At 67.1% G+C, this 26,184-nt stretch carries 23 protein-coding genes and 3 riboswitches; of the genes, 10 read left to right on the forward strand and 13 right to left on the reverse strand.

Annotated elements, in window-relative coordinates:
• Nucleotides 1-56 precede the first annotated feature (56 nt).
• Nucleotides 57-911, reverse strand: coding sequence for an SAM-dependent methyltransferase (locus tag GKO32_RS34940; protein ID WP_312869088.1), 855 nt, complete (start codon nucleotides 909-911; stop codon nucleotides 57-59).
• A gap of 60 nt (nucleotides 912-971) precedes the next feature.
• Complete coding sequence (locus GKO32_RS34945) at nucleotides 972-2,372, reverse strand: FNR domain-containing protein (RefSeq protein ID WP_154761198.1); 1,401 nt, start codon at nucleotides 2,370-2,372, stop codon at nucleotides 972-974.
• A gap of 294 nt (nucleotides 2,373-2,666) precedes the next feature.
• A riboswitch (cobalamin riboswitch) is annotated at nucleotides 2,667-2,890 on the forward strand.
• Nucleotides 2,891-2,957: 67 nt separating this feature from the next.
• Here GKO32_RS34945 and GKO32_RS34950 point away from each other — a divergent pair.
• Nucleotides 2,958-5,741 carry a ribonucleoside-diphosphate reductase subunit alpha gene (locus GKO32_RS34950; protein WP_312869090.1) on the forward strand — a complete coding sequence of 928 codons (2,784 nt, stop codon included), beginning with the start codon at nucleotides 2,958-2,960 and terminating at the stop codon, nucleotides 5,739-5,741.
• Entirely contained in the window at nucleotides 5,732-6,766 is a 1,035-nt protein-coding gene (locus GKO32_RS34955; RefSeq protein WP_376766035.1) for a ribonucleotide-diphosphate reductase subunit beta, read from the forward strand. Before GKO32_RS34950 ends, GKO32_RS34955 begins: the two co-directional genes overlap by 10 nt.
• Before the next feature lie 135 nt (nucleotides 6,767-6,901).
• On the opposite strand, the gene metE is transcribed toward GKO32_RS34955, so the two are convergent.
• From metE to GKO32_RS34975, 4 genes are all read right to left on the reverse strand, one after another.
• The gene (gene metE / locus GKO32_RS34960; RefSeq protein WP_154761200.1) at nucleotides 6,902-9,202 is read right to left on the reverse strand and encodes a 5-methyltetrahydropteroyltriglutamate--homocysteine S-methyltransferase; all 2,301 of its coding nucleotides are present in this window, start codon (nucleotides 9,200-9,202) and stop codon (nucleotides 6,902-6,904) included.
• A gap of 129 nt (nucleotides 9,203-9,331) precedes the next feature.
• Nucleotides 9,332-9,542: riboswitch (cobalamin riboswitch) on the reverse strand.
• A gap of 2 nt (nucleotides 9,543-9,544) precedes the next feature.
• Complete coding sequence (locus tag GKO32_RS40340) at nucleotides 9,545-10,249, reverse strand: (2Fe-2S)-binding protein (protein ID WP_154761201.1); 705 nt, start codon at nucleotides 10,247-10,249, stop codon at nucleotides 9,545-9,547.
• A gap of 10 nt (nucleotides 10,250-10,259) precedes the next feature.
• Nucleotides 10,260-11,102, reverse strand: coding sequence for a CbtA family protein (locus tag GKO32_RS34970; protein WP_154761202.1), 843 nt, complete (start codon nucleotides 11,100-11,102; stop codon nucleotides 10,260-10,262).
• A 22-nt stretch (nucleotides 11,103-11,124) separates the two neighbouring features.
• Nucleotides 11,125-11,334, reverse strand: coding sequence for a CbtB domain-containing protein (locus GKO32_RS34975; protein WP_154761203.1), 210 nt, complete (start codon nucleotides 11,332-11,334; stop codon nucleotides 11,125-11,127).
• A gap of 3 nt (nucleotides 11,335-11,337) precedes the next feature.
• A riboswitch (adenosylcobalamin (AdoCbl) riboswitch) is annotated at nucleotides 11,338-11,488 on the reverse strand.
• A gap of 118 nt (nucleotides 11,489-11,606) precedes the next feature.
• Here GKO32_RS34975 and GKO32_RS34980 point away from each other — a divergent pair.
• Nucleotides 11,607-12,902, forward strand: a complete 1,296-nt coding sequence (locus GKO32_RS34980; RefSeq protein ID WP_154761204.1) for an alpha/beta fold hydrolase — start codon at nucleotides 11,607-11,609, stop codon at nucleotides 12,900-12,902.
• Nucleotides 12,903-12,914: 12 nt separating this feature from the next.
• Nucleotides 12,915-14,351, forward strand: a complete 1,437-nt coding sequence (locus GKO32_RS34985; RefSeq protein WP_154761205.1) for an MDR family MFS transporter — start codon at nucleotides 12,915-12,917, stop codon at nucleotides 14,349-14,351.
• A 1-nt stretch (nucleotide 14,352) separates the two neighbouring features.
• Here the strand turns inward: GKO32_RS34985 and GKO32_RS34990 are convergent, their stop codons facing one another.
• Complete coding sequence (locus GKO32_RS34990) at nucleotides 14,353-14,943, reverse strand: SMI1/KNR4 family protein (RefSeq protein ID WP_154761206.1); 591 nt, start codon at nucleotides 14,941-14,943, stop codon at nucleotides 14,353-14,355.
• Between the two features lie 136 nt (nucleotides 14,944-15,079).
• Here GKO32_RS34990 and GKO32_RS34995 point away from each other — a divergent pair, with 136 nt between their 5' ends.
• Nucleotides 15,080-16,153 carry an alkene reductase gene (locus GKO32_RS34995; RefSeq protein WP_312869093.1) on the forward strand — a complete coding sequence of 358 codons (1,074 nt, stop codon included), beginning with the start codon at nucleotides 15,080-15,082 and terminating at the stop codon, nucleotides 16,151-16,153.
• On the opposite strand, the gene GKO32_RS35000 is transcribed toward GKO32_RS34995, so the two are convergent.
• Nucleotides 16,138-18,294: a terpene synthase family protein gene (locus GKO32_RS35000; RefSeq protein ID WP_154761207.1), complete on the reverse strand. Its 2,157-nt coding sequence runs from the start codon at nucleotides 18,292-18,294 to the stop codon at nucleotides 16,138-16,140. The two genes, GKO32_RS34995 and GKO32_RS35000, sit on opposite strands and share 16 nt — an antisense overlap.
• 192 nt (nucleotides 18,295-18,486) lie before the next feature.
• On the opposite strand from GKO32_RS35000, the gene GKO32_RS35005 reads away from it, so the two are divergent.
• Nucleotides 18,487-18,783: a hypothetical protein gene (locus tag GKO32_RS35005; RefSeq protein WP_154761208.1), complete on the forward strand. Its 297-nt coding sequence runs from the start codon at nucleotides 18,487-18,489 to the stop codon at nucleotides 18,781-18,783.
• 109 nt (nucleotides 18,784-18,892) lie between these two features.
• On the opposite strand, the gene GKO32_RS35010 is transcribed toward GKO32_RS35005, so the two are convergent.
• Entirely contained in the window at nucleotides 18,893-19,660 is a 768-nt protein-coding gene (locus tag GKO32_RS35010) for a bestrophin-like domain (protein WP_154761209.1), read from the reverse strand.
• A gap of 534 nt (nucleotides 19,661-20,194) precedes the next feature.
• On the opposite strand from GKO32_RS35010, the gene GKO32_RS35015 reads away from it, so the two are divergent.
• Genes GKO32_RS35015 through GKO32_RS35030 form a run of 4 tightly spaced genes read left to right on the forward strand, consistent with a single transcriptional unit; the run spans nucleotide 20,195 to nucleotide 25,025 of the window.
• Complete coding sequence (locus tag GKO32_RS35015) at nucleotides 20,195-21,610, forward strand: family 2B encapsulin nanocompartment shell protein (protein WP_312869094.1); 1,416 nt, start codon at nucleotides 20,195-20,197, stop codon at nucleotides 21,608-21,610.
• A complete protein-coding gene (locus tag GKO32_RS35020; protein ID WP_312869095.1) occupies nucleotides 21,607-22,998 on the forward strand; it encodes a family 2B encapsulin nanocompartment shell protein in 1,392 nt (463 codons plus the stop codon). Before GKO32_RS35015 ends, GKO32_RS35020 begins: the two co-directional genes overlap by 4 nt.
• A complete protein-coding gene (locus GKO32_RS35025; protein ID WP_154761210.1) occupies nucleotides 22,995-23,984 on the forward strand; it encodes a polyprenyl synthetase family protein in 990 nt (329 codons plus the stop codon). The genes GKO32_RS35020 and GKO32_RS35025 overlap by 4 nt, the downstream gene beginning before the upstream one ends.
• 36 nt (nucleotides 23,985-24,020) lie before the next feature.
• Nucleotides 24,021-25,025, forward strand: coding sequence for an LLM class flavin-dependent oxidoreductase (locus tag GKO32_RS35030; RefSeq protein WP_154761211.1), 1,005 nt, complete (start codon nucleotides 24,021-24,023; stop codon nucleotides 25,023-25,025).
• Between the two features lie 37 nt (nucleotides 25,026-25,062).
• On the opposite strand, the gene GKO32_RS35035 is transcribed toward GKO32_RS35030, so the two are convergent.
• The 4 genes from GKO32_RS35035 to ykgO all read right to left on the reverse strand — a co-directional run bounded on the left by GKO32_RS35035 (nucleotide 25,063) and on the right by ykgO (nucleotide 26,108).
• Entirely contained in the window at nucleotides 25,063-25,455 is a 393-nt protein-coding gene (locus GKO32_RS35035) for an SCO5389 family protein (RefSeq protein WP_154761212.1), read from the reverse strand.
• A 103-nt stretch (nucleotides 25,456-25,558) separates the two neighbouring features.
• Nucleotides 25,559-25,717 carry a 50S ribosomal protein L32 gene (rpmF, locus tag GKO32_RS35040; protein ID WP_154761213.1) on the reverse strand — a complete coding sequence of 53 codons (159 nt, stop codon included), beginning with the start codon at nucleotides 25,715-25,717 and terminating at the stop codon, nucleotides 25,559-25,561.
• On the reverse strand, nucleotides 25,717-25,974 hold the full coding sequence (locus GKO32_RS35045; RefSeq protein ID WP_154761214.1) for a type B 50S ribosomal protein L31: 258 nt from the start codon (nucleotides 25,972-25,974) through the stop codon (nucleotides 25,717-25,719). The genes rpmF and GKO32_RS35045 overlap by 1 nt, the downstream gene beginning before the upstream one ends.
• Nucleotides 25,975-25,985: 11 nt before the next feature.
• Nucleotides 25,986-26,108, reverse strand: a complete 123-nt coding sequence (gene ykgO, locus GKO32_RS35050) for a type B 50S ribosomal protein L36 (protein WP_154761215.1) — start codon at nucleotides 26,106-26,108, stop codon at nucleotides 25,986-25,988.
• Nucleotides 26,109-26,184 lie beyond the last annotated feature (76 nt).

Consider the following 26,184-nt stretch of genomic DNA (forward strand, 5'->3'; position numbering starts at 1 on the left):
GGGGATGGTCGGAAACGGAAAAGGCCCGCCCCCAGGGCGGGCCTTTTCTCGTGCGCTCAGCGGCGGATGGCGGTGACCAGTCCGCGTGTGCCGGGGCGCAAGCCTGTTCCCTCGTACAGATTCGGGCGGCCGTAGGAGGCGGCCAGCTCGAGCGGGTCGTGCACGGTGCCCTCCCAGCCGAACGTGGCCAGCCACGCCAGCGGGTCCTCCGGCGAACTGGACTGCCACATCCTGGTGACTTCCGCACCGACCACGGCGGTCTGGGCTCGCATGCCTTCGGTACGCCGCCGCCCGAGGAGGGTCAGCCCCACCCGGCTGCTGGGCGCCGACAGCCCGGCCATGCGCGAGAGCAGCCGGTCGTTCTGCTCGGCAGTGAAGTACATCAGCAGGCCTTCGGCCACCCACACGGTGGGGATCTCCGGGCGGAACCCGGACTCGACCAGCGCCTGGTCCCAGTCGGCGAGCAGGTCGGTCGCGACCACCGTGCGCTCACAACGGGGTTCGACGCCGGCCAGCACCTCCTGTTTGAACTCGATCATGTCCGGCAGATCGACCTCGAACAGGTGCGTGCCCGGCCGCCAGTCCAGCCGGAACGCGCGGGTGTCCAGGCCGGCGCCCAGCTGCACGACCTGCCGGCAGCCTGCCCCGACCACCAGATCGTCGAGGAACCGGGTGCGCACGATCGCCGCGCGCAGCAGCAGGTCCCAGTGGTCGGTGGGCCGGCTCCAGCGGGCGGCGACGGCCGATTCCGTGCCCTCCTCAGCACCCCAGCCCGCGGCGGCCAGGAAGCGCTCGGCGTAGGGGTCGCTGAACAACCGGTCGGGCCGGCGGGATTCCTGTGCCCGGACACGGGCGATGAGGATTGCGGTCTGGCCGACGCCCTGTGGCGCGGAAATGTTCGTTTCCAACACGGTGTCTTCACTGCCTTCCGATTCGATGGTCCACAAAGGATTGAAAGCGCGTTGCGGAAATCAGGAGTCCCAGACCGGGCCGAACGCCGGAATCCCCCTGCTTTCCAATCCGGACACCACGGACCAGGTGACTTCCTTGTTCGCCACGCAGATCACCGCGTCCGCCTTGAACCGCTGGACCGCTTGATAACACAGCTTCACCATGTCCGGCTTGCCACTTTGTCTGGTATCGATGACGATCGATTCCGGCAACGTCGTGAGAATCTCGTCGACCAGCGCGTCCCCGTAGGTTTTCCGCGGTGATCGCGTCACCCACACCAATGCCTGTGGTTCGGTCCGGTACTTGAATCCGCTCATCGCCGGCCCGATACCACTGCCGGTGCACACGAACAATACCTTGCCGAACAACCGTTCCACGTCACGGAAAGCCCGGCCCGGCCCGCCCTTGATCCACAGCGAGCGCGGCGGATTGTCCACGAACCGGCCCGTCCAGTCGCCGGCCCGGGAGATGAAGACCCGGGTGGCGGGCCGTCCGTGCGCGTCGATGCAGGCGAAACTGTGCCACTCCACCAACGGGTTCACGCTGACCGCCGAGGTGGATCCGTGGAACGGGTTGTACCGGGCGTCGAATTCCAGCACCGCGATATGCGAGGACGGCCTTTCGACGGTGATCGGCACGCGACGCAGCCGCACCCACGGCTCCACCACACACACGGTGGCCACCAGCAGCACCCAGAACTGTGCTCCGGACAGCAATGCCGTCAGCGAGAACGCATGCCCGCCGGCCTCGAACGCGACCACCACGGTCTGCGCCCACAGCACGGCCAGCGCGCTCCACCCGCCGAAGCGGTGCGTGCGCTCGAAAACGTTGTGCCAGCGGGATCGCACCACCGGCAGCGCACCGAGCACGATCACCACCAGCAGCACCAGCACCGAAATCAGCAGTGCCAGATCGGTGAATGCCAGACCGTCGGCGCGCCAGGCCCCTCGTCGCACGGACAGTCCGATGTGGACACAGAACCAGACCAATGCCGACAGTGCGGCGCCGACGTGAATTCCGCCGTACTGGTACATCTTGCCGAACAGCTGGCGCATCCGCAGGGGTGCCCAGCGCGGCAGCGAAGTGGCCGAATAGAAGATCGCGTTCACCACGAACCGATGCCGGATCAGAATGGTGACCAGGAAGTTCACCATATAAGCGGTGGTCACCAGCCGGTCGTCGACCGGATTCGTCAGCGCGACGATCAGGTTCGCCGCGAGCACAATGGCGATCAGCCGGTTGTAATGGGAAAACCACCGATGCTTGGTGATCCGTTGCCATAGCGGCGGGTGCGGTAATGGTGCGTCGAAAGGAATGAGCGGCGGACTGTCCGGCAGCGAAATCGTGCCCAGTGAGGTCCCGGATCTCGCCGGGTTCCTCTCTTCTTCAGTGCGATCTGCGGCACGGGCCGGTGCGTTCATTACGGACAGTCCCTCCACGCTCTGCTCGCTGTTCGGCAGGCTGCCGCGAGCAGTGTTGCGGGCTCTTTCCGCATACGGCACTTGCAGATACGGGGACTTCCCGATCTGGGTACCTGGTTTGCACGAAAACCTTGGTGCTGGGGCAATGCGATTTGGCTGAAATCCTCTGATTCTTTGCCGGGACTATCGCGACGACGCCAGGTCGGTTCCGGCCCGTGGACCCGGTGTGGTACAGGCTCAGGCGACGACATGCCCACAGATATGGGGTTGTTTGGTGTACAGGGCACAACATGTAGTGTCTGTCGTGCTGGTGGTTCGCCGTGGCTTTCGGGCCGGGGTGAGGCAAGAGGGAACCCGGTGGGAGTCCGGGACTGCCCCGCAGCGGTGAGCGGGAACGACCGCCGTCAACGAAGCACTGGGCGCCGCAAGGCTGCCCGGGAAGCGACGGTCAGTAGGTCCGCCGGGAAAACCGGTGGGTGCCCGCGAGTCCGAAGACCTGCCACCGGCCGCGCGCGCCATCCGGCGTGCGGAAGCCCGGCGCGCGGGTGCGTGCCGGGTCCAGTGCGAGCTCGCGAGGAGAGAGCTGTGACACCCAGTGTGGCTGTTTCCAGTGCCAGGACAGACCTTGCCCACGACGGACCGTTTCGCGTGGTCCGGCGCGACGGGAGCGTTTCCCCGTTCGACGCGACCAAGATCTCGGTGGCACTGACCAAGGCGTTTCTGGCCGTCGAGGGTGACGCGGCGGCCACGTCGTCGCGGATCCATCACCTGGTCGCGGAGCTGACCGCGCGGGTGGAGACGTCGCTGCGCCGCCATGCCACCACCGACGCGGTGCACATCGAGCAGATTCAGGACCTGGTGGAGCTGACGTTGATGCGCGGCGAGCACCACAAGGTGGCGCGCGCGTACGTGCTCTACCGGGAAGAACACGCGAAGGCGCGGGACATCACCCCGGTCGAGCCCGATCCCGCGTACGTCGATTGGGCCCGCGTCGAACGTGTTGTGGCCGAAGCGGTTGCGGGGATCGAGGACGTCTCGGCGGCGCCGGTGCTGGCCGAGGCCAAGCGCAACATCTACGACGGGATCGGCGCGGGGGAGCTGGCGACCGCGCTGATCATGTCGGCGCGGACATTGGTCGAGCAGGAGCCGAACTTCTCCTATGTCACCGCCCGGCTGCTGCTGGACAAGCTACGTGGCGAGGCGCTGACCTACCTTGCCGGTGAGCCGCGCCAAGCCGGCCACCGGGAGCTGGACTACCCGGGGTACTTCCGTGCCTACCTGAGGCGGGCGATCGAGCTGGACCTGGTGGACCGGGAGCTGGCCACGTTCGACCTGGATCGGGTGGTGGCGGCGATCCGCCCCGAGCGGGACCTCGACTTCGGTTTCCTCGGCTTGCAAACCCTGTACGACCGGTACTTCCTGCACCACGACGGGACCAGGTTCGAGCTGCCGCAAGCGTTTTTCCTGCGCGTCGCGATGGGACTGGCGATCCGGGAGGACGATCGTGAGGCCCGCGCGATCGAGTTCTACGAGCTGCTCTCGTCGTTCCGTTTCATGACTTCGACGCCCACGCTGTTCAACTCGGGCACCACCCGGCCGCAGCTGTCGTCGTGCTTTCTGACCACTGTGGACGATGAGCTGTCGTCGATTTTCCAGGCGTACAAGAACAATGCGCTGCTGGCCAAGTACTCCGGTGGGCTGGGCAACGACTGGACCCCGGTGCGCGGCCTCGGCGCGCACATCAAGGGCACGAACGGGCAGTCGCAGGGCGTCGTGCCGTTCTTGAAGATCGCCAACGACACCGCGGTCGCGGTCAACCAGGGCGGCAAACGCAAGGGTGCCGCGTGCGCGTACCTGGAGACCTGGCACATCGATGTCGAGGAGTTTTTGGATCTGCGCAAGAACACCGGGGACGACCGGCGGCGCACGCACGATATGAACACGGCGAACTGGGTGCCGGACGAATTCCTGCGCCGGGTCGAGGCCGACGCGGATTGGACCCTGTTTTCGCCCGACGAAACCCCGGACCTGCATGATCTCTACGGCACCGCGTTCAGCGACGCCTATCGTGCCTACGAGACCGCCGCCGACCGCGGTGAGATCAAGGTGTTCCGCCGGGTGCGGGCGGTCGAGTTGTGGCGGCGGATGCTGACCATGCTGTTCGAGACGGGACATCCGTGGATCACCTTCAAGGATCCGTGCAACTTGCGTTCGCCGCAGCAGCACGCCGGAGTCGTCCATTCGTCCAATCTCTGCACCGAGATCACGCTCAACACCAGCCTCGACGAGGTCGCGGTCTGCAACCTCGGCTCGGTCAACCTGGCCCAGCACGTCACGCCTGCCGGCCTGGACACCGAACAGCTCGAACGCACGGTGAAAACCGCGGTGCGGATGCTCGACAACGTGATCGACATCAACTTCTACACCATTCCCGAGGCGCGATCGTCCAACCTGCGGCACCGGCCGGTCGGGCTCGGCATCATGGGTTTCCAGGACGCGTTGTTCGCGCTGCGCCTGCCCATCGCCTCAGCCGAGGCCGTCGAGTTCGCCGACCGCGGGATGGAGCACGTCAGCTATTACGTGATCGCCGCGTCCGCTGACCTCGCCGCCGAGCGTGGCCGGTACGCCTCGTTCGAGGGTTCGTTGTGGAGCAGGGGAATCCTCCCGATCGACTCACTGCGCCTGCTCGCCGACGCCCGCGAAGGCGACGCGCTCGACGTGGACTATTCGTCTACATTGGACTGGGAAGCGTTGCGGGCACGGGTGCGCGCAACGGGAATGCGCAACTCGAACGTGATGGCGATCGCGCCGACCGCGACGATCTCCAATATCTGCGGGGTGGGGCAGTCGATCGAGCCGCTGTTCCAGAACCTGTTCGTCAAGTCGAACATGTCCGGTGACTTCACGGTGATCAACCCGCACCTGGTGCGTGACCTGAAAGCGCGTGGGCTGTGGGACGAGGTGATGGTGTCGGACCTCAAGTACTTCGACGGCAGCCTCGGCCGGATCGATCGCATTCCCGCCGACCTGAAAGCCTTGTACGCCACGGCTTTCGAGGTCGACAGCCGCTGGCTGGTGGACGCGGCGTCCCGGCGGCAGAAGTGGATCGACCAGGCCCAGTCGCTCAACCTGTACCTCGACGCACCGAGTGGCCGCAAGCTCGACGAGCTGTACCGCTACGCCTGGCACAAGGGCCTCAAGACCACCTACTACCTGCGGGCCAGGGCGGCGACCAGCGTGGAGAAAAGCACGCTGCGTGGCACCGACGGCAAGCTGAACGCGGTGCCTACGGTCCCGGTGCTGGAGACCATCGGGGACACCGCGCTCGCGTGCCGGATCGACGACCCTGATTGCGAGGCCTGCCAGTGACGAGCACGATTGCCGAGGGGGCGGGACGGGTCAGCGTCGACGACAAGGCGATGATCAACTCCCGTGCCGACGTGAACCAGTTGCTGCCGTTGAAATACCGGTGGGCGTGGGACAAGTACCTTGCCGCGTGCAGCAACCATTGGATGCCCACCGAGGTCGCGATGCAGGCCGATATCGCGCTGTGGAAGTCGCGGGACGGGCTGACCGAGGACGAGCGGCTCATGCTCAAGCGCAACCTCGGGTTCTTCGCGACGGCGGAATCGTTGGTGGCCAACAATCTCGTGCTCGCGGTGTACCAGCGGATCACCAATCCCGAATGCCGCCAGTACCTGTTGCGGCAAGCCTTCGAAGAGGCCGTGCATACGCACACTTTCCAGTACATCTGCGAAAGCCTCGGCCTGATCGAGGGCGAGCTGTTCAACATGTACCGCGAGGTGCTGTCGATCACGGCGAAGGACGCGTGGGCGCTGAAGTACACCCAGAGCCTGGAACACGGCGCGGCCGAGGACGACCAGGATTTCCTGCGGGATCTGGTGGCGTTTTATGTCGTGTTCGAAGGAATGTGGTTCTACACCGGGTTCGCGCAGATTCTCTCGCTGGGCCGGCGCAACAAGATGGTCGGGATCGCCGAGCAGTACCAGTACATCCTGCGCGACGAGTCGATCCATCTGAACTTCGGTATCGACTGCATCAACCAGATCAAAATCGAGAACCCGCACCTGTGGACGCCGCGGTTCCAGGCCGAAGTGCGCGGAATGCTCACCGAAGCGTGCGAACTCGAAGTCGCCTACGCACACGACACCATGCCGCGCGGCATGCTCGGGTTGTCGGCCCGGTTGTGTGAGCAGTACCTGCGTTTCATCACCGACCGCCGGGCCCAGCAGATCGGGCTGGAGCCGATTTTCGGGGCGACCGAGAACCCGTTCCCGTGGATGTCGGAGGCGATGGATTTGAAGAAGGAAAAGAACTTCTTCGAAACCCGGGTGACCGAATACCAGACGGGCGGCTCGCTCGACTGGGATTGATCACGGCGGTCTGCCGCCCCGGTGTGCACCGGGGCGGCAGACGGCGTGGTGTTACTAATCCGACCAAAAGTAGGCAGACCCCGAGCAACACGTAACCGTTGCCACGCAAGCCGGATAGCCGTGACTGTGGTCGGATTAGTAACGAACGGCACAGTAGTCCAGACGCGCCCGGACTTCACGGACGGCGGCGACGGTGTTGCGCAGCGCGGGCTCGATTTCGGGATATCCGCGGGTTTTCAGGCCGCAGTCCGGGTTGGCCCAGAGCCGGTCGGGCGCTACCGCCGCGGCGGATGCGGAAAGCAGCTCGGCCAGCTCCGCGACGTCCGGTACCCGTGGCGAGTGGATGTCGTACACGCCAGGTCCGACGCCGCGGGCAAACCCGATGGCACGCAGGTCGGCCAGCACCTCCATGTGGGAACGTGCGGCTTCAATGGTGGTGACGTCGGCATCGAGCCCATCGATGGCTTCGATGACGTCACCGAACTCCGAATAGCACAGATGCGTGTGAAGCTGTGTCGAAGCAGCCGCGCCCCCGGTAGCGAGCCGGAACGCGCCGGTTGCCCAGTCCACATAGGACTTCCGGTCTTCGGCCCGTGGCGGAAGCAGCTCCCGCAGCGCAGGTTCGTCGACCTGCACGATCCGGATGCCCGCCGCCTCGAGATCACGGACTTCGTCGCGCAGCGCGAGCGCGACCTGATCGGCGGTGAGCGCAAGCGGCTGGTCGTCGCGCACGAAAGACCACGCCAGGATTGTGACCGGCCCGGTGAGCATGCCTTTGACCGGTTTGCCGGTCAGCGACTGGGCATAGGTGATCCAGTCGAGCGTCATCGGCTCCGTGCGGGCGACATCCCCGTGCAGGATCGGCGGACGGACGCAGCGTGAACCGTAGGACTGCACCCACCCGTGCTCTGTTGTCGCAAACCCTTCGAGCTGCTCGGCGAAGTACTGCACCATGTCGTTGCGCTCGGGTTCACCGTGCACCAGTACGTCGAGCCCGATGTCCTCCTGCAGCGCGATGATCCGCCGGATCTCGGCGCGCATCCGGTCGGTGTAGGTGGCCTCGTCGATGCGCCCGGCGCGCAGGTCCGCCCGCGCCCGGCGGACGTCGGTGGTCTGCGGGAACGAGCCGATCGTGGTGGTCGCCAGCGGTGGAAGCGCGAGCCGGTCCCGTTGCGCGGCCGCGCGCGCGGCATAGGGGACGCGGCGGCGGTGTTGCGGCCGTAGCGCGGCGATCCGCCCGCGGACGTGGTCGTTGCGGGGTTCGGCCGCGCGCCCGGCGCGCACTGTTTCGCTCGCTGCCGTGATCCGTGCGGTGACCGCGGAAGAACCGGCGCTCAAGGCCTGACCGAGGAGGACCACCTCGGCGACCTTCTGGCGCGCGAATGCCAGCCGTTCCCGCAGTGCGCTCGGCAACTTGGTCTCGGCGTCGAGGTCATAGGGCACGTGCAGGAGTGAGCAGGACGTCGACACCGCAAGGGAACCGACCGAGCCGAGCAGGCTGGCGCAGGTCGACGCGGCCGCTTTCAGATCGGTGCGCCAGACGTTGCGGCCGTCGACGACGCCCGCGACGACGGTTTTGTCGCGCAACGCGGTCACCACCGGAATAGCGGCGGCCGAACCGGCGACGAGGTCGACCGCGACGGCCTCCACCGGGCTCTGCGCGAGCACCGGCAACGCCTCCCCGAAATCGCCGAAATAGCCGGCCACCAGCAAACCGGGGCGGTGGGAGAGTGCACCGAGGCGGTCATAGGCACGGCCCAGCGCCGCCAGTTCGGCGCCGGAACGGTCCGCGACGAACGCGGGCTCGTCCAGTTGCACCCATGCGACGCCCGCGTCGGCCAGACGCGCGAGAAGTTCGGCGTAGGCGTCGAGAAGGGGATCGAGCAGGTCGAGGGGGGTGAACCCCGCCGCTGCTCCGGCAGCGGATTTGGCCAGCAGCAGGAAAGTCAGCGGTCCGACCAGGACCGGCCGGGTGGCGATGCCGAGCTCGGTGGCCTCGCGGTACTCGCTCACCGGCTTGTCCCCGGCCAGGATGAACGTGGTGTCCGGAGCCAGTTCCGGTACCAGGTAGTGATAGTTGGTGTCGAACCACTTCGTCAGCTCCAGCGGCCTCACCCCGTCGCGGCCACGGGCCATCGCGAAGTAGGTGTCCAATTCGGACAGTCCATGGAAACGCCGCGGCACCGCGCCGAACAGGACCGCGGTGTCCAGCATCTGGTCGTAGTAGGAGAAGGTGTTGCCTGGTACGGAATCGAGTCCGGCCGTGGCCAGTTCGGTCCAGGTCCGCGCCCGCAGCTTGCGCGCCGTCGCTTCAAGTTCGTCCTGACCGATCCGGCCGGCCCAGTAGCTTTCGTTGGCACGTTTGAGTTCCCGTTCGGGGCCGATCCGCGGATAGCCCAGTACGGTTGATCCGATCGGGGGCAGTGAGTGGTTCATCCGGCTCTCTCCTCGCGAGCTCGCTGGTCACGTCACAGGGCCCGAACGAGGGCAGGCGAGAGAAGGGCACCACGAGTGCCGTATTCACGCCGGCCTTCCCACGAGGCCCCGGAACGCTCCGCGTGCCGGGCGGCACACGGGCCAGTGGCAGGTCTTCGGACTCGCGGGCACCCACCTTTGTGGACCTACTGGCCGTCGCTTCCCGGGCAGGTGCCCAGTGCTTCTGACGGCGGTCGTTCCCGCTCACCGCTGCGGGGCAGTCCCGGACTCGCACCGGGTTCCCTCTTGCCTCGCCCCGACCCGAAGGCCGCGGCGAACCACCAGCAACACCAACGATAACCCTCAGGCCCGCCTGGTGGCGAGGACGCAGTCACCGCACACCGGGCCGGCTTTGTCCGGCGCGGCGCGGTAGATCAGGCAGCAACTGCGCCGCCGGAACCGGCCTGCGGCGTCCACGTCGCCGGTTCCGGCGAGCGGTTCGCAGCCACGGAGTGCGGCGGTCAGCGCGCGGGTTCGCACTGTCCATTGAGGACGTTCGCGGTCGAGCATCGTCGCGGCACCGTGCACGGCGGACGCGACGTTGCCCCACAACGTCTGCCGTGACACGGAAAGCCGCGCGAAGGCATCACCCAGAGCACGGACCGGGCCGTCGAGTACCCGCGCCACCCCGGTTTCGAGATCCGGCGCGGTTTCGCGCTGCGGCCACCGGATCGACACCGGAACCGGCCCGCCCGCCACCGGCTGCCACCACGTTTCGCCGGGCGTGAGATCGAGCACGATCCCGCTGCCCACCGCGGCGGCGAGCAGTGGTGACACCAGGCGGGCGGCGATCCCGAGATGGGCGACCGACGCCGCGACTCGTGGTTCGATCGCCCCCGCCGGCAGCCCACCCATCGCGGCAAGTCCACTTCGGACGGTCGTGACCCGCTCCCGTACCGTGTCCTGGCCGGTGATCAGCTCATCGAACGTCCGCCACGGCGCGGGAACTCCGGCCCGCGCGGGATGGTGATCCACCGCGAAGTACGGCCCCAGCGTGCTGAGATCCACGGGCCCGAGGTCACCCGGTTGCCGCCAGCGACCGGCCCCGGTGCAGCACCCGCTGGGCCAGCGGGCCGAACATCAGCCCGAGCACACCCCAGAGAATCACCTGCGCGCCGACCGAATAAAGCCGGAACTCGAACAGGGTGTCCGCCGGGAAGCCCGGGTACACCAGATGCCCGGCCGGATCGGTCAGCGGCTGCGGGGTTTCGGTCGCCTGGACGCCATGCTCGGCGACATTCGCCGCCAGGTGTCCGGGCGGTGGCAGTATCGCCATCAGGATCCCCGTCGCCACAACGAAAGCCGCCCCGGCGACCAGGCTCGCGTTCCAGTTTCCCAGCCGTGGCGCGAGGCGCCGGCCCAGCCACACCGCCGCACCGAGGAACACCACCGAGCCGAGCACCATGATCAGGTACAGACCACCGCGGGTCCCGATGGTTTCTTCGCTCCCGATCGCGGGCGGGTTCGCCGGGTACTTCACGAACGGCGTCAGGTAGATCGCGAGGAACCCGGCACCCGCCACCAGCAGCGCGAGTGTGCGCGGGCGGAGCTTGCCGACCCTGCCGAGGCACACGGTGAACACCACGGCGAACAGTGCACCCATCGCCACGCCGAAACCGACGATGCCAAGCCCGGCCCCGAGATTCGCCTGCACGGCCCGGCTGAACAGCTCGCCATCCGCCCCGTGCGCCTCGGTCATGCCGCCGGCGTGGTTCAGCATTTCTTGCGCGGCGTCACGGCCGCTTTCGTAGTCGATCGCCGCCTGGATCTGCGGCTCGGCGAAGATCCGGGCGAACACGAACGCCAGCAATCCGGCCAGGGCGCCGGAAAGCACACCCCATCCGATGAGTTTCTTCTCCATCTTCGGTTGTCCTCGCCCGCGATCAGTGGCAGGGGAAACCGAGGAAGTGCCGGGCGTCATGCACGAACTCGTGGACGTGCATGTCGTCGCCGAACACCGAAGTGGCGCCCTGGTCGATGCCGATGAAGTAGTACAGCGCCAGTGCCAGCAGCACCGTGCCGGCAAGCCAGAGGACCGCTTTGGAAACGGGCAGGACGACGGGGGTGGACGATTCCGCGGGAATCGTGGTCATCAAAAGCCTCCTTGAGGGATCGTGCGTCCCTGGTCGTGCGGAGCATCGTGACGGCTTCTCGACCTGACTCGCCCGCCCGTAGGCGGACTCACAGTGGCGCGACCGTGCCGGGTTCTCACCGGCTTCCAGAAACCGTCATGCGGAAAGAACAGTAAGCCGCGGCCCAAGCCGGCGTCAATCGACCTCACACTCTTGCTTGTGAGAGCGAGCTTGCACAAACGGTGCCGAAGGCATAGTCTCGTCATGAAAGTTCACTCTCACGAAGGTTGGCCATGACACTTGTTTCGATCGTCGGCCCCGATGGCGGGGAGACCGCACTCACCGGCGCGATCCAGCTCCGCATCCTCGAAGACGGCAGCACCACGGACCACCGCCTCGGCATCGGGGAGATCACCGTCGCCCCGCACACGGATGGCCCGCCCCAGCACCGGCACGCGCAGCACGACGAGGGCTTCTACGTCGTGCGCGGCACCGCACGCTTCACCGTGGGAGAGGAAACCTACGACGCCCCCGCCGGGACTCTCGTGATGGTGCCGCCGGGCGCCCCGCACACCTTCGCCAACCCGGGCGCGGAACCGGCGGTGCTGCTGAACACCTTCACACCGGACCTGTTCGTCCAGTACTTCCGCGAGCTGCGGGACTTCGCGACCGCGGCCGGCCGTCCCGCGGACGGCAAGGAAATCGTCAAGATCATGAGCCACTACCACACCGAGTCCGCGACGACCTACGCCGACGCGGAACGAGTGCAGCCTGCCGACCCGGAGATCACGGACTACCAGCTGGCAAGCGGCGTGGAGATCCGCGTCGAGGACCGTGGCGCCGGGCGGCCCGTGTTCCTGATCCACGGGGGTGCCGGAGCGGGTTCGGTCGCCGGGCTCGCCGCCGGGCTCGCGGCTCGGGGGGTCCGCGTGCTCTCGCCCGTCATTCCCGGTTTCGATGGGACATCCCGCTCGGGGCTGAGCAACGTCGCCGATCTGGCGCGCGCCTTCCGTGAACTGCTGGACGAACTCGACCTGCGGGACGTGCTCGTCGCCGGCAACTCCTTCGGCGGGTGGATCGCCGCCCAGATGGGGGTCGACGAGCAGGCCGCCCGTGACGATGGGGAAGTGTCGCGCATCGGCGGGCTCGTTCTGGTGAACGCGGTCGGCATCACCGTCGAAGGGCATCCGATCACGGATGTCTCGGTGGAACCGCCGAGCCGGCTGGCCGATCTCGTGTTCCACAGCCCGGAGAAGTTCCGGATGGATCCGGCCGAGCAGCCGCCGTCGCCGCCTGCCGAGGCGGATCCGGACGACGTGGCACTGGCCGATTACGCGGGCAATCCGTACATGCACGACCCCTTGCTGCGGGCCCGGCTCGAAGCGGTCCGGCTGCCGGTTCTGGTGGCGTGGGGCGAAAGCGACGGCATCGTGGACCTCTCCTATGGCCGCGCCTACGCCGCCTCGTTCGCCGGGGACAACGACGAAGGAGCCCGGTTCGCCATCATCCGCGGCGCGGGGCACCTGCCACAGCTCGAACAAGCCGAGCGCACCACCGAGCTCGTGCTTTCTCTTGACATCAAAGCCTGAGGGGGTACGCCAATGTCCACTCCGGACAGTCAGCCGGTGATGAGCCCGGCGAGAATACGCGCGGGTTTCGCCGTGCTGCTGCTTTCGATGTTGCTGGCCATGCTCGACAACACCGTGGTCGGCACGGCGATGCCGACGATCGTCGGTGAGCTCGGCGGGCTGCGCCAGCTGTCCTGGGTCGTCACGGCTTACACCCTCACCACGGCGGCATCCACGCCGATCTGGGGAAAGCTGGGCGATCTCTACGGGCGCAAGACGGTGCACCTGAGCGCGATCGGGATCTTCACCGTCGCCTCCGTGGCGTGCGGGTTCGCCGCCGACATGGGCCAGCTGATCGCTTTCCGTGCGGTACAAGGGATCGGCGCCGGTGGGCTCACGGTCGGCGCCCTGTCGCTGATCGGCGTCCTCGTGTCGCCCAAGGAGCGTGGCCGTTACCAGGGCATGATGGCCAGCACCATGGCGGCAGGGCAGATCGGCGGGCCGTTGTTCGGCGGCGCGGTCACCTCGTTGCTGGGCTGGCGCTGGAACTTCTACCTGAACCTGCCGCTCGGCCTGATCGTGCTGGCCGCCACCGCGTTCGTGCTTGTGGTGCCGTCGATGCCCCGCCGGCGAGTCCAGCTCGATTTCGGCGGCGCGTTGCTGCTGACCGTCGCGATCACCGCGCTGTTGCTGCTCACCGGCGGCACCGGCGACCAGGCGCTGCTGCCCGCGCCGGTGTTCGCCGCGGTCACCGTCATCGCGCTCGCCGGGTTTGTGCTCGTGGAGCGGCGCAGCCAGGAACCCGTGCTGCCATTGCGTTTGTTCACCTACCGGAACATCCCGTTGACGACGGCGATCATGTTCGTGGTCGGGGTGATCAGCTTCGGCATGATCACGTTCGTCCCGCTTTTTCAGCAGAACGTGCAGGGGGCGTCGGCGTCCGGCTCGGGAACGTTGCTGCTGCCCATGACACTCGCGGTGGTCGTCGCCTCTCAGGTGGCGGGCCGGGTCGCCAGCCGGACCGGGCGGTACCGGGTGTTCCCGATCGCGGGCACGCTCTGCATGGCCGCCGGGTCGGCGGTGCTGACCATGCTCGACGCCGCGACCCCGGTCTGGGTGATCAGCGGCGCCCTGGTGCTGGCCGGACTGGGGCTGGGATTCAGCACCCAGACGACAACCCTGATCGCGCAGAACACCGTGCCCGTCAGCGAAATCGGGGTGGCGACGGCGAACACCACCATGTTCCGCACCATTGGCGGCGCGATCGGCACGTCGGTGTTCGGCGCGCTACTGACCGCGGGCATGACAGGGCAGCCGGCGGTGAATGGTCTGGTCACCGGTGAGCGGCACATCTTCATCGTCGCCGCGATCGTGAGCGTCCTGGCGTTCGTCGCCGCCTGGGGGCTGCGGGAACTCCCGGCGCAGCGCGAGGAATCGCCCGCCACCGCTTCGGTTGCGATGGCGCGGTGAACTACCGCACCGGTGTCAGGTCCTCGTCCTCATCGGGGAAGGCCCAGCAGAGTTTTCCTTCGGGCGTCAGATGTGGCTTCATACCGTCGAAATCGCCCTCGGTCAGCGCCGTCGCGATCGCATCGAGATAGCCGGCGAAATCCGGCAGACCCCACCCTGGCTCGAAATGCGCGACATCGTCGTTGGGCCGCACACCGAGCCGGCCGTATCCCGGGCCAGGGCGGCAGTCGAGCAACTCCACATCGCCGTCCAGCCTGCCGATCGGCAGCCATTGTTCGTGCCACCACGCATCGTCGCCATCCTCGCCCAGCCATCCACCGTCGGCCGCGACCTCCATCAGCATGCGCCGGGTCGCGACGATTCCGGCCAGCGGTAGCAGTGGCCGGTAAGGGAAATCGTCACAACCGTCCGGCTGGCCGTCGTGCACTGCCACGGATTCGGCGAAGTCCGGCGGCAACGCGAAGCCCAATTCCGCTTCCGCGGCCGCAATTTCCGCCGACGTGGCCGGTCCACGCCGAGCCTGCGCACTGGCCGGTGCGTGCCGTTCGAGCCATGCGTCGATCACCGCCCATGCCGAAGATATCCGCCCCATGAACGCGGACTCTAGCGAAGATCGGCTTCCCCCGTGTGACCCGTGGCACAAGTCTTTGCCTCTGACGTCAGCGTGAGCTTTTAGCGTGGCCGTAGCGCCCAGGACGGAGCGCTACGGAACACGAAGGAGCCTTGACGTGACAACGCTTTTCGACCGCTACCAGCTCGGCGATCTGACGCTGCCCAACCGGGTGGTGATGGCCCCGATGACCCGCGCCAGGGCCGCGGCGGATGGCCTGGCGACACCGTCCATGGCGACGTACTACGCCCAGCGGGCGACGGCCGGGCTGATCGTGACCGAGGGGGTGCAGCCGAGCCTGATCGGGCAGTCCAATCCGGGTACGCCGGGGCTGCACACCGACGAGCAGGTCGAATCGTGGCGGCCGGTGACCGCGGCGGTGCACGCCAACGGCGGGCGGCTGTTCGCGCAGCTCATGCATGGCGGGCGGGTCTCGCACCCCGACACCAACGGGCTGCAGCCCATCGGGCCCTCGGCCGTGCCCGCGGCGGGTGAGGTGTTCACCCCGACCGGTCCCCAGCCCGCGCCGATGCCGCGTGCACTGGAGACCGCCGAAGTCCCCGAGCACGCCCAGTCCTATGCCGAGGCCGGCCGCCGTGCCGTCGAGGCCGGTTTCGACGGCGTGGAATTGCACGGCGCCAACGGTTATCTGATCTCGCAGTTCCTTTCCTCGAACGCCAATCTGCGCACCGACCGCTACGGCGGCTCGGTGGCCAACCGCATCCGGTTCGCCGTCGAAGCGGTGTCCGCCACCATCGACGCCATCGGCGCGGCCAGGACCGGCATCCGCCTCTCCCCGGGTGCCACCTTCTGGGGTGTCGAAGAGACCGACGTGCCCGAGCTGTACACCGCGCTGCTGACCGAACTGGCTCGTCTCGAACCGGCCTACGTCCACCTCGAAGCGACCACCGACGAAGAGACCCTGCTCGACCTGCGCCGCGCGTGGCCGGGCACGCTCATCGTGAACCCGGTGCTTCCGATGGGACCGAAGCAAGCCGGCCGCGACGACGCCGATCACTGGCTCGCGCTGGGCGCCGAACTCATCAGCTTCGGGCGGGGTTTCATCGCCAACCCCGACCTCGTCGAGCGGCTGCGTAACGGACATCCGATCGCGCCCGTCGACGAAGCCACGTATTACCAGGGCGGCGACGCGGGGTACCTGACTTACCCGGCCTATCAGTACACGGCATAAGCGGGCGGAAAACCACCCGGCAGCTGAGGTGTCCGGAGTCGCCGGAGCTCCGGTTCGGTGTAGCGCACGCAGTTGCGGTGCCACTCCAGGATTCCGGACATCCAATCCTTCAACTCCTCCGCGTGCCGGGTGAGCGCCGCGCGCGCCTCGCTGTCGAGATCGAATTCCTCGAACAGGGCGGGCAAGTCGTTGGCAAGAATGTGTTCGAACTGTTCCATTCGTTCCCTCATCAGCCGCGCGACGGCTTCCGCGGCTTTGCAGCGGTCGACACCGAGGAAGTTCTCCACCACCAGCACCAGGTTGTGCAGTTCGCCCTCGTACTCGATTTCCTTCTGGTAGGAGAACAAGTCGTTGGTGAAGCACGCGTAGTCCTGCGCGGCGGTTTCCAGTTCGTGCAGGACACGCGTGCCGAAAACCTTGGCGGGCACCGTATCCGCGTGCGCGAGCCGTGCGAGGCTCATGGTCAGGTCGGAGCCGAATGTCCGCCGGCGCATCTCCACGTAGTCGACCGGATCGGGAATCCGGTGCTGCGCCTGGTTCAGCAATTCCCACAACCAGCTTTCGATCATTTCCCACACCGCGTGGTGAAGCTTTTCCCGTTTTTCCGGGCTCATCGGACCCGCCGAGCGCCGCCACAGATCCGCGAGCCCACGCTCGATCGGGTTCGTCGGCTCCGGGACCGCGCCCGCACCGAGCGGCATGAAATCGGCCAGCCGGTCGGTGAACGCCTTCGCCGCAACCAGATTGCGGGTACCGCCGAAGACGGCGGGATACCAATCGTCGCCATAGGTGCCCCAGGCCAGCCAGTCCGACGAGAGGTACAGCTCCTCGGGCGCCGCGTCGGCGTGGATCATCGCCGCGCAGTGCGGCAGATCCAGCCCGCGGAACCGTCGTTCGTCCCACAGACCGCCGGCTTCCACCCCCGGCACGGAATCGAACAGGCCCATCCGCCGCGCCCAGCCGACCGCGTACTTGCGAGCCGTATCCAGATGCGGGCTCGTCCGGTATTCGAATGGCATGTACAGCTCCGGCACCGGCAGGTGCCCGACCGGCGTGAACAGTTGATGCGAATGTTGCCGGGCACGGCCTCGCAACCCCGGCGCGAACGAGATGCGGCTGGCGGACGTGCCGAGACCGGTGGGGCCGCCGAGCCGCGTGGCACCCTCGTTCATGTACCGGCTGGACCGGGCGTGCCACTCGTGGCCACCGGCCTGCCAGTCCTGCAGGCCTTTCACGTAGGCGCCGACATCATGTGGCGGCAGGCGGTGTTCGGCCAGCAACGCGGGTGTCTCGGTGAGCGCAGTGTTCTCGAACTGCTGAAGCCGCGACGTGAGCAGGTCGTTGACGAGTTCCGCGGCGTCCTGAGTGGAGCAGCCGAGAAACCGTTCGAACACCAGCACCGCGTTGGAGTTCTCGCCTTCCTCACGCACTTCTCGTTGGTAGGAGAACAAATCGTTGCGCAGGTGCACGGCGTCGGCGAAGGTGTCCCGCAGCACCTGCATCGGCCGGGCGTCCGCGATCTCGTCCGGTACTTCGGCACCCACCGCGTATTCGACGAGGTTGGCCGACCACGGTGCGCCACCGACCTTGCGGCGCATCTGCATGTACTCGATGGGGTTGGCGATCCGGCCGCGGTCGATGTTGTCCAGTTCCCACAGTGATTCGATCATGAGGTTGTAGGTGCTGGTGACGAACCGCCGGCGCCAGCCCGCCGACATCGCCGGAACGGTGCGCTCCCACAGGTCTTTCAACCCGAGCTCGGCCGGGTTCGCCGGCTCCGGCGGGTCGTCGCTCATGAACTTCTCGAGCTGGTCCAGATAGGACTTGGCACCCGCGAGATCGCGGCTGTACTTGAACTCCTCGAGGAAATGGTCGTCGAAGAAGAACACCCAGACGTACCAGTCGGTGATGAGGTCGAGGGCGGGACCGTCGCAGTCGGGGTGGGTGTAGGCGCACATCAGCGGATAGTCCATTGCGGACAGATCTGCGGCCGTCCACACCACGCCGCCGCCGCGCTTCGGCGTGTCCAGCATGCCCATCCGCTGCGCCCACTCTCCACTGTGGACACGAGTGCGCTCCAGGTTCGGATTGATCCGCGCCGGGTACGGCAGATAGAAGTCGGGCAGTGTGAAGGCCTGCATATGTCTTCTCCTTTACCTGGTTGTCATCGCTGCCGGCCGACGCGTCGCGCGAGCACTCCGCCGCCGATCACGAGCACCAGCACCGCCACGGCCCAGCGCCGCTTCACCTCGGTCGCCGTCACCGCGTGAGCCGCCGCGTGGCCTGCGGCGCCGGTCGAGGACGTGGGTGTCGGTTGTGGACGGTGGGTCGACGTGGCCGGCGTGCTCGCTGGTGGTGGCACGGGTGGCGGCGGTGGGAGTGCGACCGGCGCTGTGCGGACGGGCACGGGTTTCGGCGGTTTCGGTGGGGTTGCCGGCGGGAGTACGGGTGGCGGTGAGCTGCTGGGCGGTGGGGGACTTCTCTTCGGTGCTGATGTGCTCGACGTCGGCGGCACCGTCGTCGTGGTGGGCGGGACGGTGGTCGTCGTGGTGAGGGGCGGCGGCGAGGCCGGTGTCGTCCGGCAGCACCGGCATTCGCAGCACCACAAGCACAGGCAGCAGACGGGGTGATGCGCCGTCCAGCACACGGCTTCGTTCGTGGTCCGGGTCGGCACGCTGTCCGTGGTGCCGCCGAGGGCGGTGGCCGTGAGCAGCAAGGCCGCGGTGAGGCCGGCGAACATCAGCTCAGCCGCGCGATCGCCTGGTCGAACGCTTCCGGCCCCACCTTCGCGCCGCCGCCGAACGGGTTCTGCAGCTGGTAGATCGCGAACAGCAGTAACGTCGTGGTGGCCGCCAGCGCCGACACGATGATGATGTGCGTCGTCTGTTTCGTGCCACCGAACAGGTTCGGCAGGAGGACGAAGATCACGCTACCGACGATGAGCACGAACCACACCACGAGCCCGATATTGTTGTCCCGCAAGGTGTTCAGCCGGGACTGACGCCGCTGGTAGAGATCCATCACGCGCTCGGCGGCGGTCGTCTTCTGGTTCGTCAGCCAGTCGTTGTCGGGAGGGATTTCCGTGTTCTCGATGGATTTCCGCATTTGCGTCAGTTCGCTCCAGCCGTCCGCCGGCACCGGCCGACCGTCCTGCAAGCGCGGCCACTCGACGCGTACCACCGTGTTCGCGTAACCGCGCGCCAGTTGCGGCACCTGTGTGCGCGCGGGCTCCGGTAACGCCTGCGCCGCCCAGGCCGCCCCGACGAGAGCCTTGCTCTCCTCGTCGGCACCGGTGCGCACCGAGTTGGTGGCGTCGAACAAGGAGATCAGCACGAACGCGATGATCACGGCATGGAGCCCCCCGACGATCGTGAACGCCTGCCCTGCCGCGTCATTGTTGTCCATCCTTCCCTCGTCGAGGCCGTACCGGCGCACGAGATACCCGATGACCACACCCACGGTGATCGACGCGGCCACCCAGAGCGAACCGGTCAGGTAAACACTCATCTGGCTCCTTTTCCGGCGCGAATACCTTCACGCTAATCAGCGGAATATCGGCAGACAAGGTCGACGGACGCTTTTCAGTCGGCCGTGGCGGCTGCTCGTTATTACTCACTGATTCGGAGCAGTCGCCGGGTAACCGATTTCCATGGCGGGACGATCAATTGGTCCAGTACTGCTCCACTCGTGCGGAAGCCACTCACGACAGGTCACGGTTGGGCCGGTTGGCTGAGCTACGCCCAAGCGCACCAAGGGAATTGAACACGTTCAGACCAGTGCTCAGCCGCGAATTCGCGGGCAGCGTGAGCGCCAGTGGTCCACTTGAGCTCATCTGCACTGGTCGTGATGAGTGAGGGAAATGCGGCGCATAGTACCCAGGGTTTGCGAGTGCGGAAGTCAACTTCGCTAATCGGACGGCGCCCACTGATGAGTGACTGTACGGTCCCGGCCGCCGGTGCTAACGTCGAATTCGGCGACTTCAATTGCGCCTGAATTCTTTTGTGTCGAATCCGCGAAGACCATGGATTGGTGGTTTGTGCCGTGACTGTGACCGAATCAGCGGAGCCGGGCATCGACAACGCGCCGCAGCAAAGCCTCAGCACCGGGGCGGCGCGGAACCTGGCGACCACGACCAAGTCCGTCCCGCAGATGCAGGGCATCACCTCGCGCTGGCTGCTGCGCGTGCTGCCCTGGGTGCAGGCGGCCGGCGGCGCCTACCGGGTCAACCGGCGCCTCACGTACACCGTCGGCGACGGCCGGGTGACGTTCGTCAGCACCGGCAGCGACGTCCGGGTCATTCCGGCCGAGCTGCGAGAACTCCCGCTGCTGCGGGGATACGAGGACGACGCGGTGTTGTCCGCGCTGGCGGACCGGTTCGAGCAGCGCAGCTACGAGCCCGGCGACGTGATCGTCGAGTTCGGACACTCGTCGGACCAGGCTTTCCTTGTAGCACATGGTAAAGTCAGCCAGATCGGCCCCGGCGAGTACGGCAACCAGACGACGCTCGGCGTACTGGCCAACGGGGATCACTTCGGCGCCGAGACACTCCTGGACCCGCAGAGCATCTGGGAGTACACCGTCAAGGCCGTCACCCCGAGCACCGTGCTCGTCCTGCCACAACAGGCTTTCGACGAGGTTTACGCGCAATCGGAATCGCTGCGCGCGCACGTGGCGGACTTTCAGGCCGGTCAGTTGGCGCCACGCAACGATCATGGTGAGGCGAACATCCACCTGTCTGCCGGGCACGCCGGCGAACCGGACCTGCCGAGCACGTTCGTCGACTATGAACTCTCGCCTCGCGAGTACGAGCTGAGCGTGGCGCAGACCGTGCTGCGGGTGCACACCCGCGTCGCGGATCTGTACAACCAGCCGATGAACCAGGTCGAGCAGCAGCTGCGGCTGACCATCGAGGCATTGCGTGAGCGCCAGGAAAGCGAGCTGGTCAACAACCCGGAGTTCGGCCTGCTGCACAACGCGGACGTGGCGCAGCGCATCCACACCCGCAGCGGCCCGCCCACCCCGGACGACCTGGACGACCTGCTGTCCGCGGTGTGGAAGGAACCGACGGTCTTCCTCGCGCACCCGCGCGCGATCGCCGCGTTCGGCGCCGAGTGCAGCGCGCGCGGTGTTTACCCTGCGCCCCTTGACTTCCAGGGGCATCAGGTGCCGTCGTGGCGCGGCATCCCGATCCTGCCCTGCAACAAGATCGGCGTCAGCGAGACCAGGACCACGTCGATCATGCTGCTGCGCACCGGTGAACAGAACCAGGGCGTGATCGGTCTGCACCAGACGGGGCTCCCGGACGAGTACCAGCCCGGGTTATCGGTCCGGTTCATGGGCATCGACGACAAGGCGATCATGTCCTACCTCGTGTCCGCGTACTATTCGGCGGCGGTGCTCGTACCGGACGCGCTGGCGATACTGGAACATGTCGAGCTGGGCCGGGAAAGCTCGTGACGGTCACCGGCGAGGTCGAGGTGAGCGCGCGGCTGAGCCTGAGCACCAAGGCCGCGCGCACCATCGCGACCACCACCAAATCTGCGCCGCAGAGCCGCGGCATCACCTCGCGGTGGCTGTTGCGCGTGCTGCCATGGGTGGAAACCACAGCGGGCACCTACCGGGTCAACCGGCGCCTCACCCACGAGACCGGCGTGGGGCGCGCCGCGTTCGACATCACGGGTGACACGGTGCGAGTGGTGCCCGCGAGCCTCGGTGAACTGCCGATCTTCCGTGGCCTGGCCGACGAAGAGGTGCTCACCGCGGTCGCGGATCGGTTGCGGCGCCGCGACTACGGCGTGGGGGAGGTGATCGCCGAGGCCGGGTCGGCCGCGGATGAGGGTTTGCTGATCGTGCACGGCAAGGTGCGCAAAGCCGGAACGGGCGAGTACGGCGAGCCGGCGACACTCGGAGTCCTGGCCGACGGCGACTACGTGGGCCAGCAACTGATCGCCGAAACCCCGCAGCAGTGGGCGTATTCGGTCGAGGCGCTCACCGCGGTCACCGTGCTCGCGTTACGCCGGGACGACTTCGCGGCGTTGCTCGGGCAGTCCGGTTCCCTGCGTGCGCACGTCGAACAGCTGCGCCGGACGTCCTCGGCGGCGCGCAATTCCCGCGGTGAAGCGGATATCGCGCTGGCGTCGGGACACTCCGGCGAGCCCGTGCTGCCATCGACCTTTGTGGACTATGAGCTGGCGCCGCGAGAGTACGAGCTGAGCGTGGCGCAGACGGTGCTGCGCGTGCACAGCCGGGTGGCGGATCTGTACAACCAGCCCATGAACCAGGTGGAGCAGCAGTTGCGGCTCACCGTGGAGGCGTTGCGGGAACGACAGGAAAGTGAGCTGGTCAACAATCCGGACTACGGGCTCTTGTCCAATGTGGACCATCGTCAGCGCGTGCAGACCCGTGGGGGCCCGCCGACACCGGACGATCTCGACGAACTGCTGTCCCGGCGCCGGAAGACGGCCTTCTTCCTCGCGCACCCGCGCGCGATCGCGGCGTTCGGCCGCGAGTGCAGCCGGCGTGGTCTCGTCCCACAGAGTGTGGAGGTCGAAGGGCGGCCGTTCCTCGGCTGGCGGGGCACCCCGATCCTGCCGTGTGACAAGATCCCGGTGTCGGCCACGAACACCACGTCGATCATGGCGATGCGCACCGGCGAACGCAGCCAGGGGGTGATCGGGCTACGGCAGAGCGGGATTCCCGACGAGCTCGAGCCCGGCCTCAACGCACGATTCATGGGGATCACGGAGAAGGGGCTACTGTCCTATTTGGTCACCGCGTACCACTCGGTCGCCGTGCTGGTGCCCGATGCGCTCGGGGTGTTGGAAAACGTGGAGCTCGGCAGATGACGGAGCTGATCACCCACGCGAGGACAGCGGAGGAGATCCTGGCGTGGGGCAAGGAAACCACCGAACCCGAGCTGCGGGCGGCGGTCGAGCGGCTGCCGTCATCGATGCGGCCGATCGCACAGCATCACTTCGGCTGGGCGGATGGTGCGGGCAGCGGCAAGCTGCTGCGTCCCACGCTCGTGTTGCTCGGTGCCAAGGCCACCGGGGCGCCGCTGGAAAGTGCGCTGCCGGCCGCGGTCGCGGTCGAGCTGGTGCACAACTTCTCGCTGGTGCACGACGACGTGATGGACGGCGATTCCACGCGGCGGCACCGGGCGACGGTGTGGCGTGAATTCGGTTCCAGCGCGGCGATCCTCGCTGGTGACGCACTGCTGTCGCTGGCCGCGAAACTGCTGTCCGGGCAACCGGAAACGACGCATGTCCTGATGGCCGCGGTACTGGAGCTCATCGAGGGCCAGAGCGCGGATCTGGCCTTCGAACGGCGCGCCGAGGTGAGTGTGGACGAATGTCGTGCGATGGCCGCGGGTAAGACCGGGGCCCTGCTCGGCGCCGCGTGCGCACTGGGTGTGGTGGCCGGTGGGGGAAGCGGGAACCAGCAGCGGCAACTACGCCGCTTCGGCCAAGAGGTCGGCCTGGCGTTCCAGCTCGTCGACGATTTGCTGGGCATCTGGGGAGAATCGGCGGTCACCGGCAAACCGGTGTTCTCGGATCTGCGCAACCGCAAGAAATCCTTGCCGGTGGTCGCGGCGCTGGCGTCGGGCACCGAGGCGGGCCGTGAGCTGGCGGCCCGCTTCGGTGCCGAGCCGGCGAACGTGGCTCGCGAGGCCGAACTGGTCGAGCTCGCGGGCGGCCGGGCGTGGGCCCGGGATCAGGCCGGCCGCCACCTCGAGCAAGCGCGGTCGCATCTCGAAGCGGCCCGTGTGGAGCCTCGGGCACAGGCGGAACTGGAGACACTCGCCCGGTTCATCGTGGGCCGGGATCGGTGAAACGTCCTGTGTCCCAAGGGTTCTAGACTGCTCGGTATGCGGATGGGGATTTTCCTGCTGGCGGGCCGGTTTCCGGGACAGGACGACGGAACGGCGCTGCGACGTGCCCGCGATGCGGTGGTACGTGCCGAGCAGGCGGGGTTCGACGACGCCTGGATCGCCGAGCACCACTTCATGTCGTACGGGACCTGCCCGTCCGCGATCACGTTCGCCGCGCACGCGTTGGGCGGCACCTCGCGGATCGGCATCGGCACGGCGGTCAGCGTACTGTCCACAACGCACCCGGTCGCGCTCGCCGAACAGTTCGCGCTGCTGGACCAGTTGTCCGGGGGGCGGCTGCGGCTCGGTGTCGGCCGTGGCGGGCCGTGGGTCGATCTCGAAGTGTTCGGCACCGGTTTGCCGCGCTACGAGGAGGGTTTCGCGGAAGGTTTGGACCTGTTGCTGGACTGCCTGACGCGGCCGAAGGTGGCGGCGGACGGGAAGTTCCACGCCTTTCCCGAAGTGGATTTCGTGCCACGGCCGTACTCGTCGCCGGGTCCTGTCGTGGCTTGCACTTCGCCCGCGACGGCGGAACTGGCCGCCGCGCGGGGCCTTCCGTTGTTGCTGGGCATGCAGATGAGCGACGACGAGAAGGTGTGGATGCTCGACCATTACGCGGCGGCGGCGCGGGCCGCGGGGCGTGATCCCGTTGGTGTGGACCATGTTTCCGCGGTGCTGGCGCAGGTCGCGGACAGCAGGGACGAGGCGGTGGCGCAGCTGCGTGCGACGATGCCGGGCTGGCTGGCCGAGGGACTCGGAGGTTACCGGACGATCGACGGCAGGCCTCGCCTGCGCCGCGATCCCGTTGAGTACACGGATTTCCTGTGCGGATTGCATCCCGTCGGCAGTCCGGACGAATGTGTGGCGCGGATCCGGGCCGGCGCCCGGCGAACGGGGATCCGGCATGTCATTGCGATGGTTGAAGGGACAGGCAACCGGGCGCGCACTCTGGACACCATCGACCGCCTTGGCGCGGAGGTCCTCCCGTACCTGCGGGACTGACACGGCGCCGTATCCGGCACGGCGCCGTGTCAGCCTGTCAGCAGTCCCGGAGTTCCGGACTTTGGTTGAGCAGCTGGCCGCGTGGCGAGATGAACGCGCGGTACCGATCACTGTCCACAGCGGACGGATGGAACGCGGCGACCCGGTGGCAGTTCTGGAAGGCCAGCTTCACGCCGAAATGCCGTTCGAGGCCGCCGCGGATCGCGTCGGACGCCAGTGCGCGCAACAGCTGTCCCCGGTCGGTCTCGCTCGGCGGCGGGGTGACGTTGTCGGCGAAATCCGCGGTGGCACCGTGTAGATCGGCGACGACTCCGCTGATCACCTGCCAGGCGTAGGGAAGCGAGTCCCGCACGCACGCGACGAACTCGGCGTCGGTCACGTCGCCATGTTCGGCGCGCTCCAGCAGTTCGGTCGGAACATCAAGCGACATGATCCTGCCCTTCACTCTGCGGCTGTACGTAGCTCTACTGCTACTGGTTGTCGTTATCGATAGGCAAGACGTCGCGGCGATGATCACCGGGATGGACGAGACCTCAGCGTCCGAACCGGCGGAAGTGCCCGACGAGCCTGCGTGGCACGAGCATCCGTTCCCCGTCGACGATGATCGGCACAAGGTCCGGCGCCTTTGCCTTCCAGGCGGACCGGCGGGTGCGGGTGTTGGCCTGTGAGGTCTTACGCTTGGGGACGGCCATTACTTGCGGCCTCCGCGCTGACCGTAGCGGCGGTGGAACTTCTCGACCTGCCCGGCGGTGTCCATGATCCGGCGCGCCCCGGTCCAGAACGGGTGCGAGTAGGAGCTGATGTCGACCAGCACCAGCGGGTACGTGTTGCCGTCGCTCCACTCGATGGTCTTGCCGGAGTTGACCGTCGACCGGGTGAGGAACGCGTCGCCGGTCGAGGAGTCCTTGAACACGACCGGGTGGTAGTCGGGGTGAATGCCTTGTTTCATCGTGCTTCCTCCTAACCCTGACGCGCCTTGAAGCGCGGGTCCCGTTTGTTGATCACGAAAACCTTGCCGTGCCGGCGGACCACCTGCGCCCCCGGCTTCTGCTTGAGCGACCGCAGTGACTTGCGCACCTTCATGCCTGCCTCCCTTCCATGAATATGATAACCATTTTCGTTAGTGGGTTATGCCCGGGGTGGGTAGTGGGGTGGTTGT

This window comes from Amycolatopsis pithecellobii (assembly GCF_009707865.1).
GTDB lineage: Bacteria > Actinomycetota > Actinomycetes > Mycobacteriales > Pseudonocardiaceae > Amycolatopsis_E > Amycolatopsis_E pithecellobii.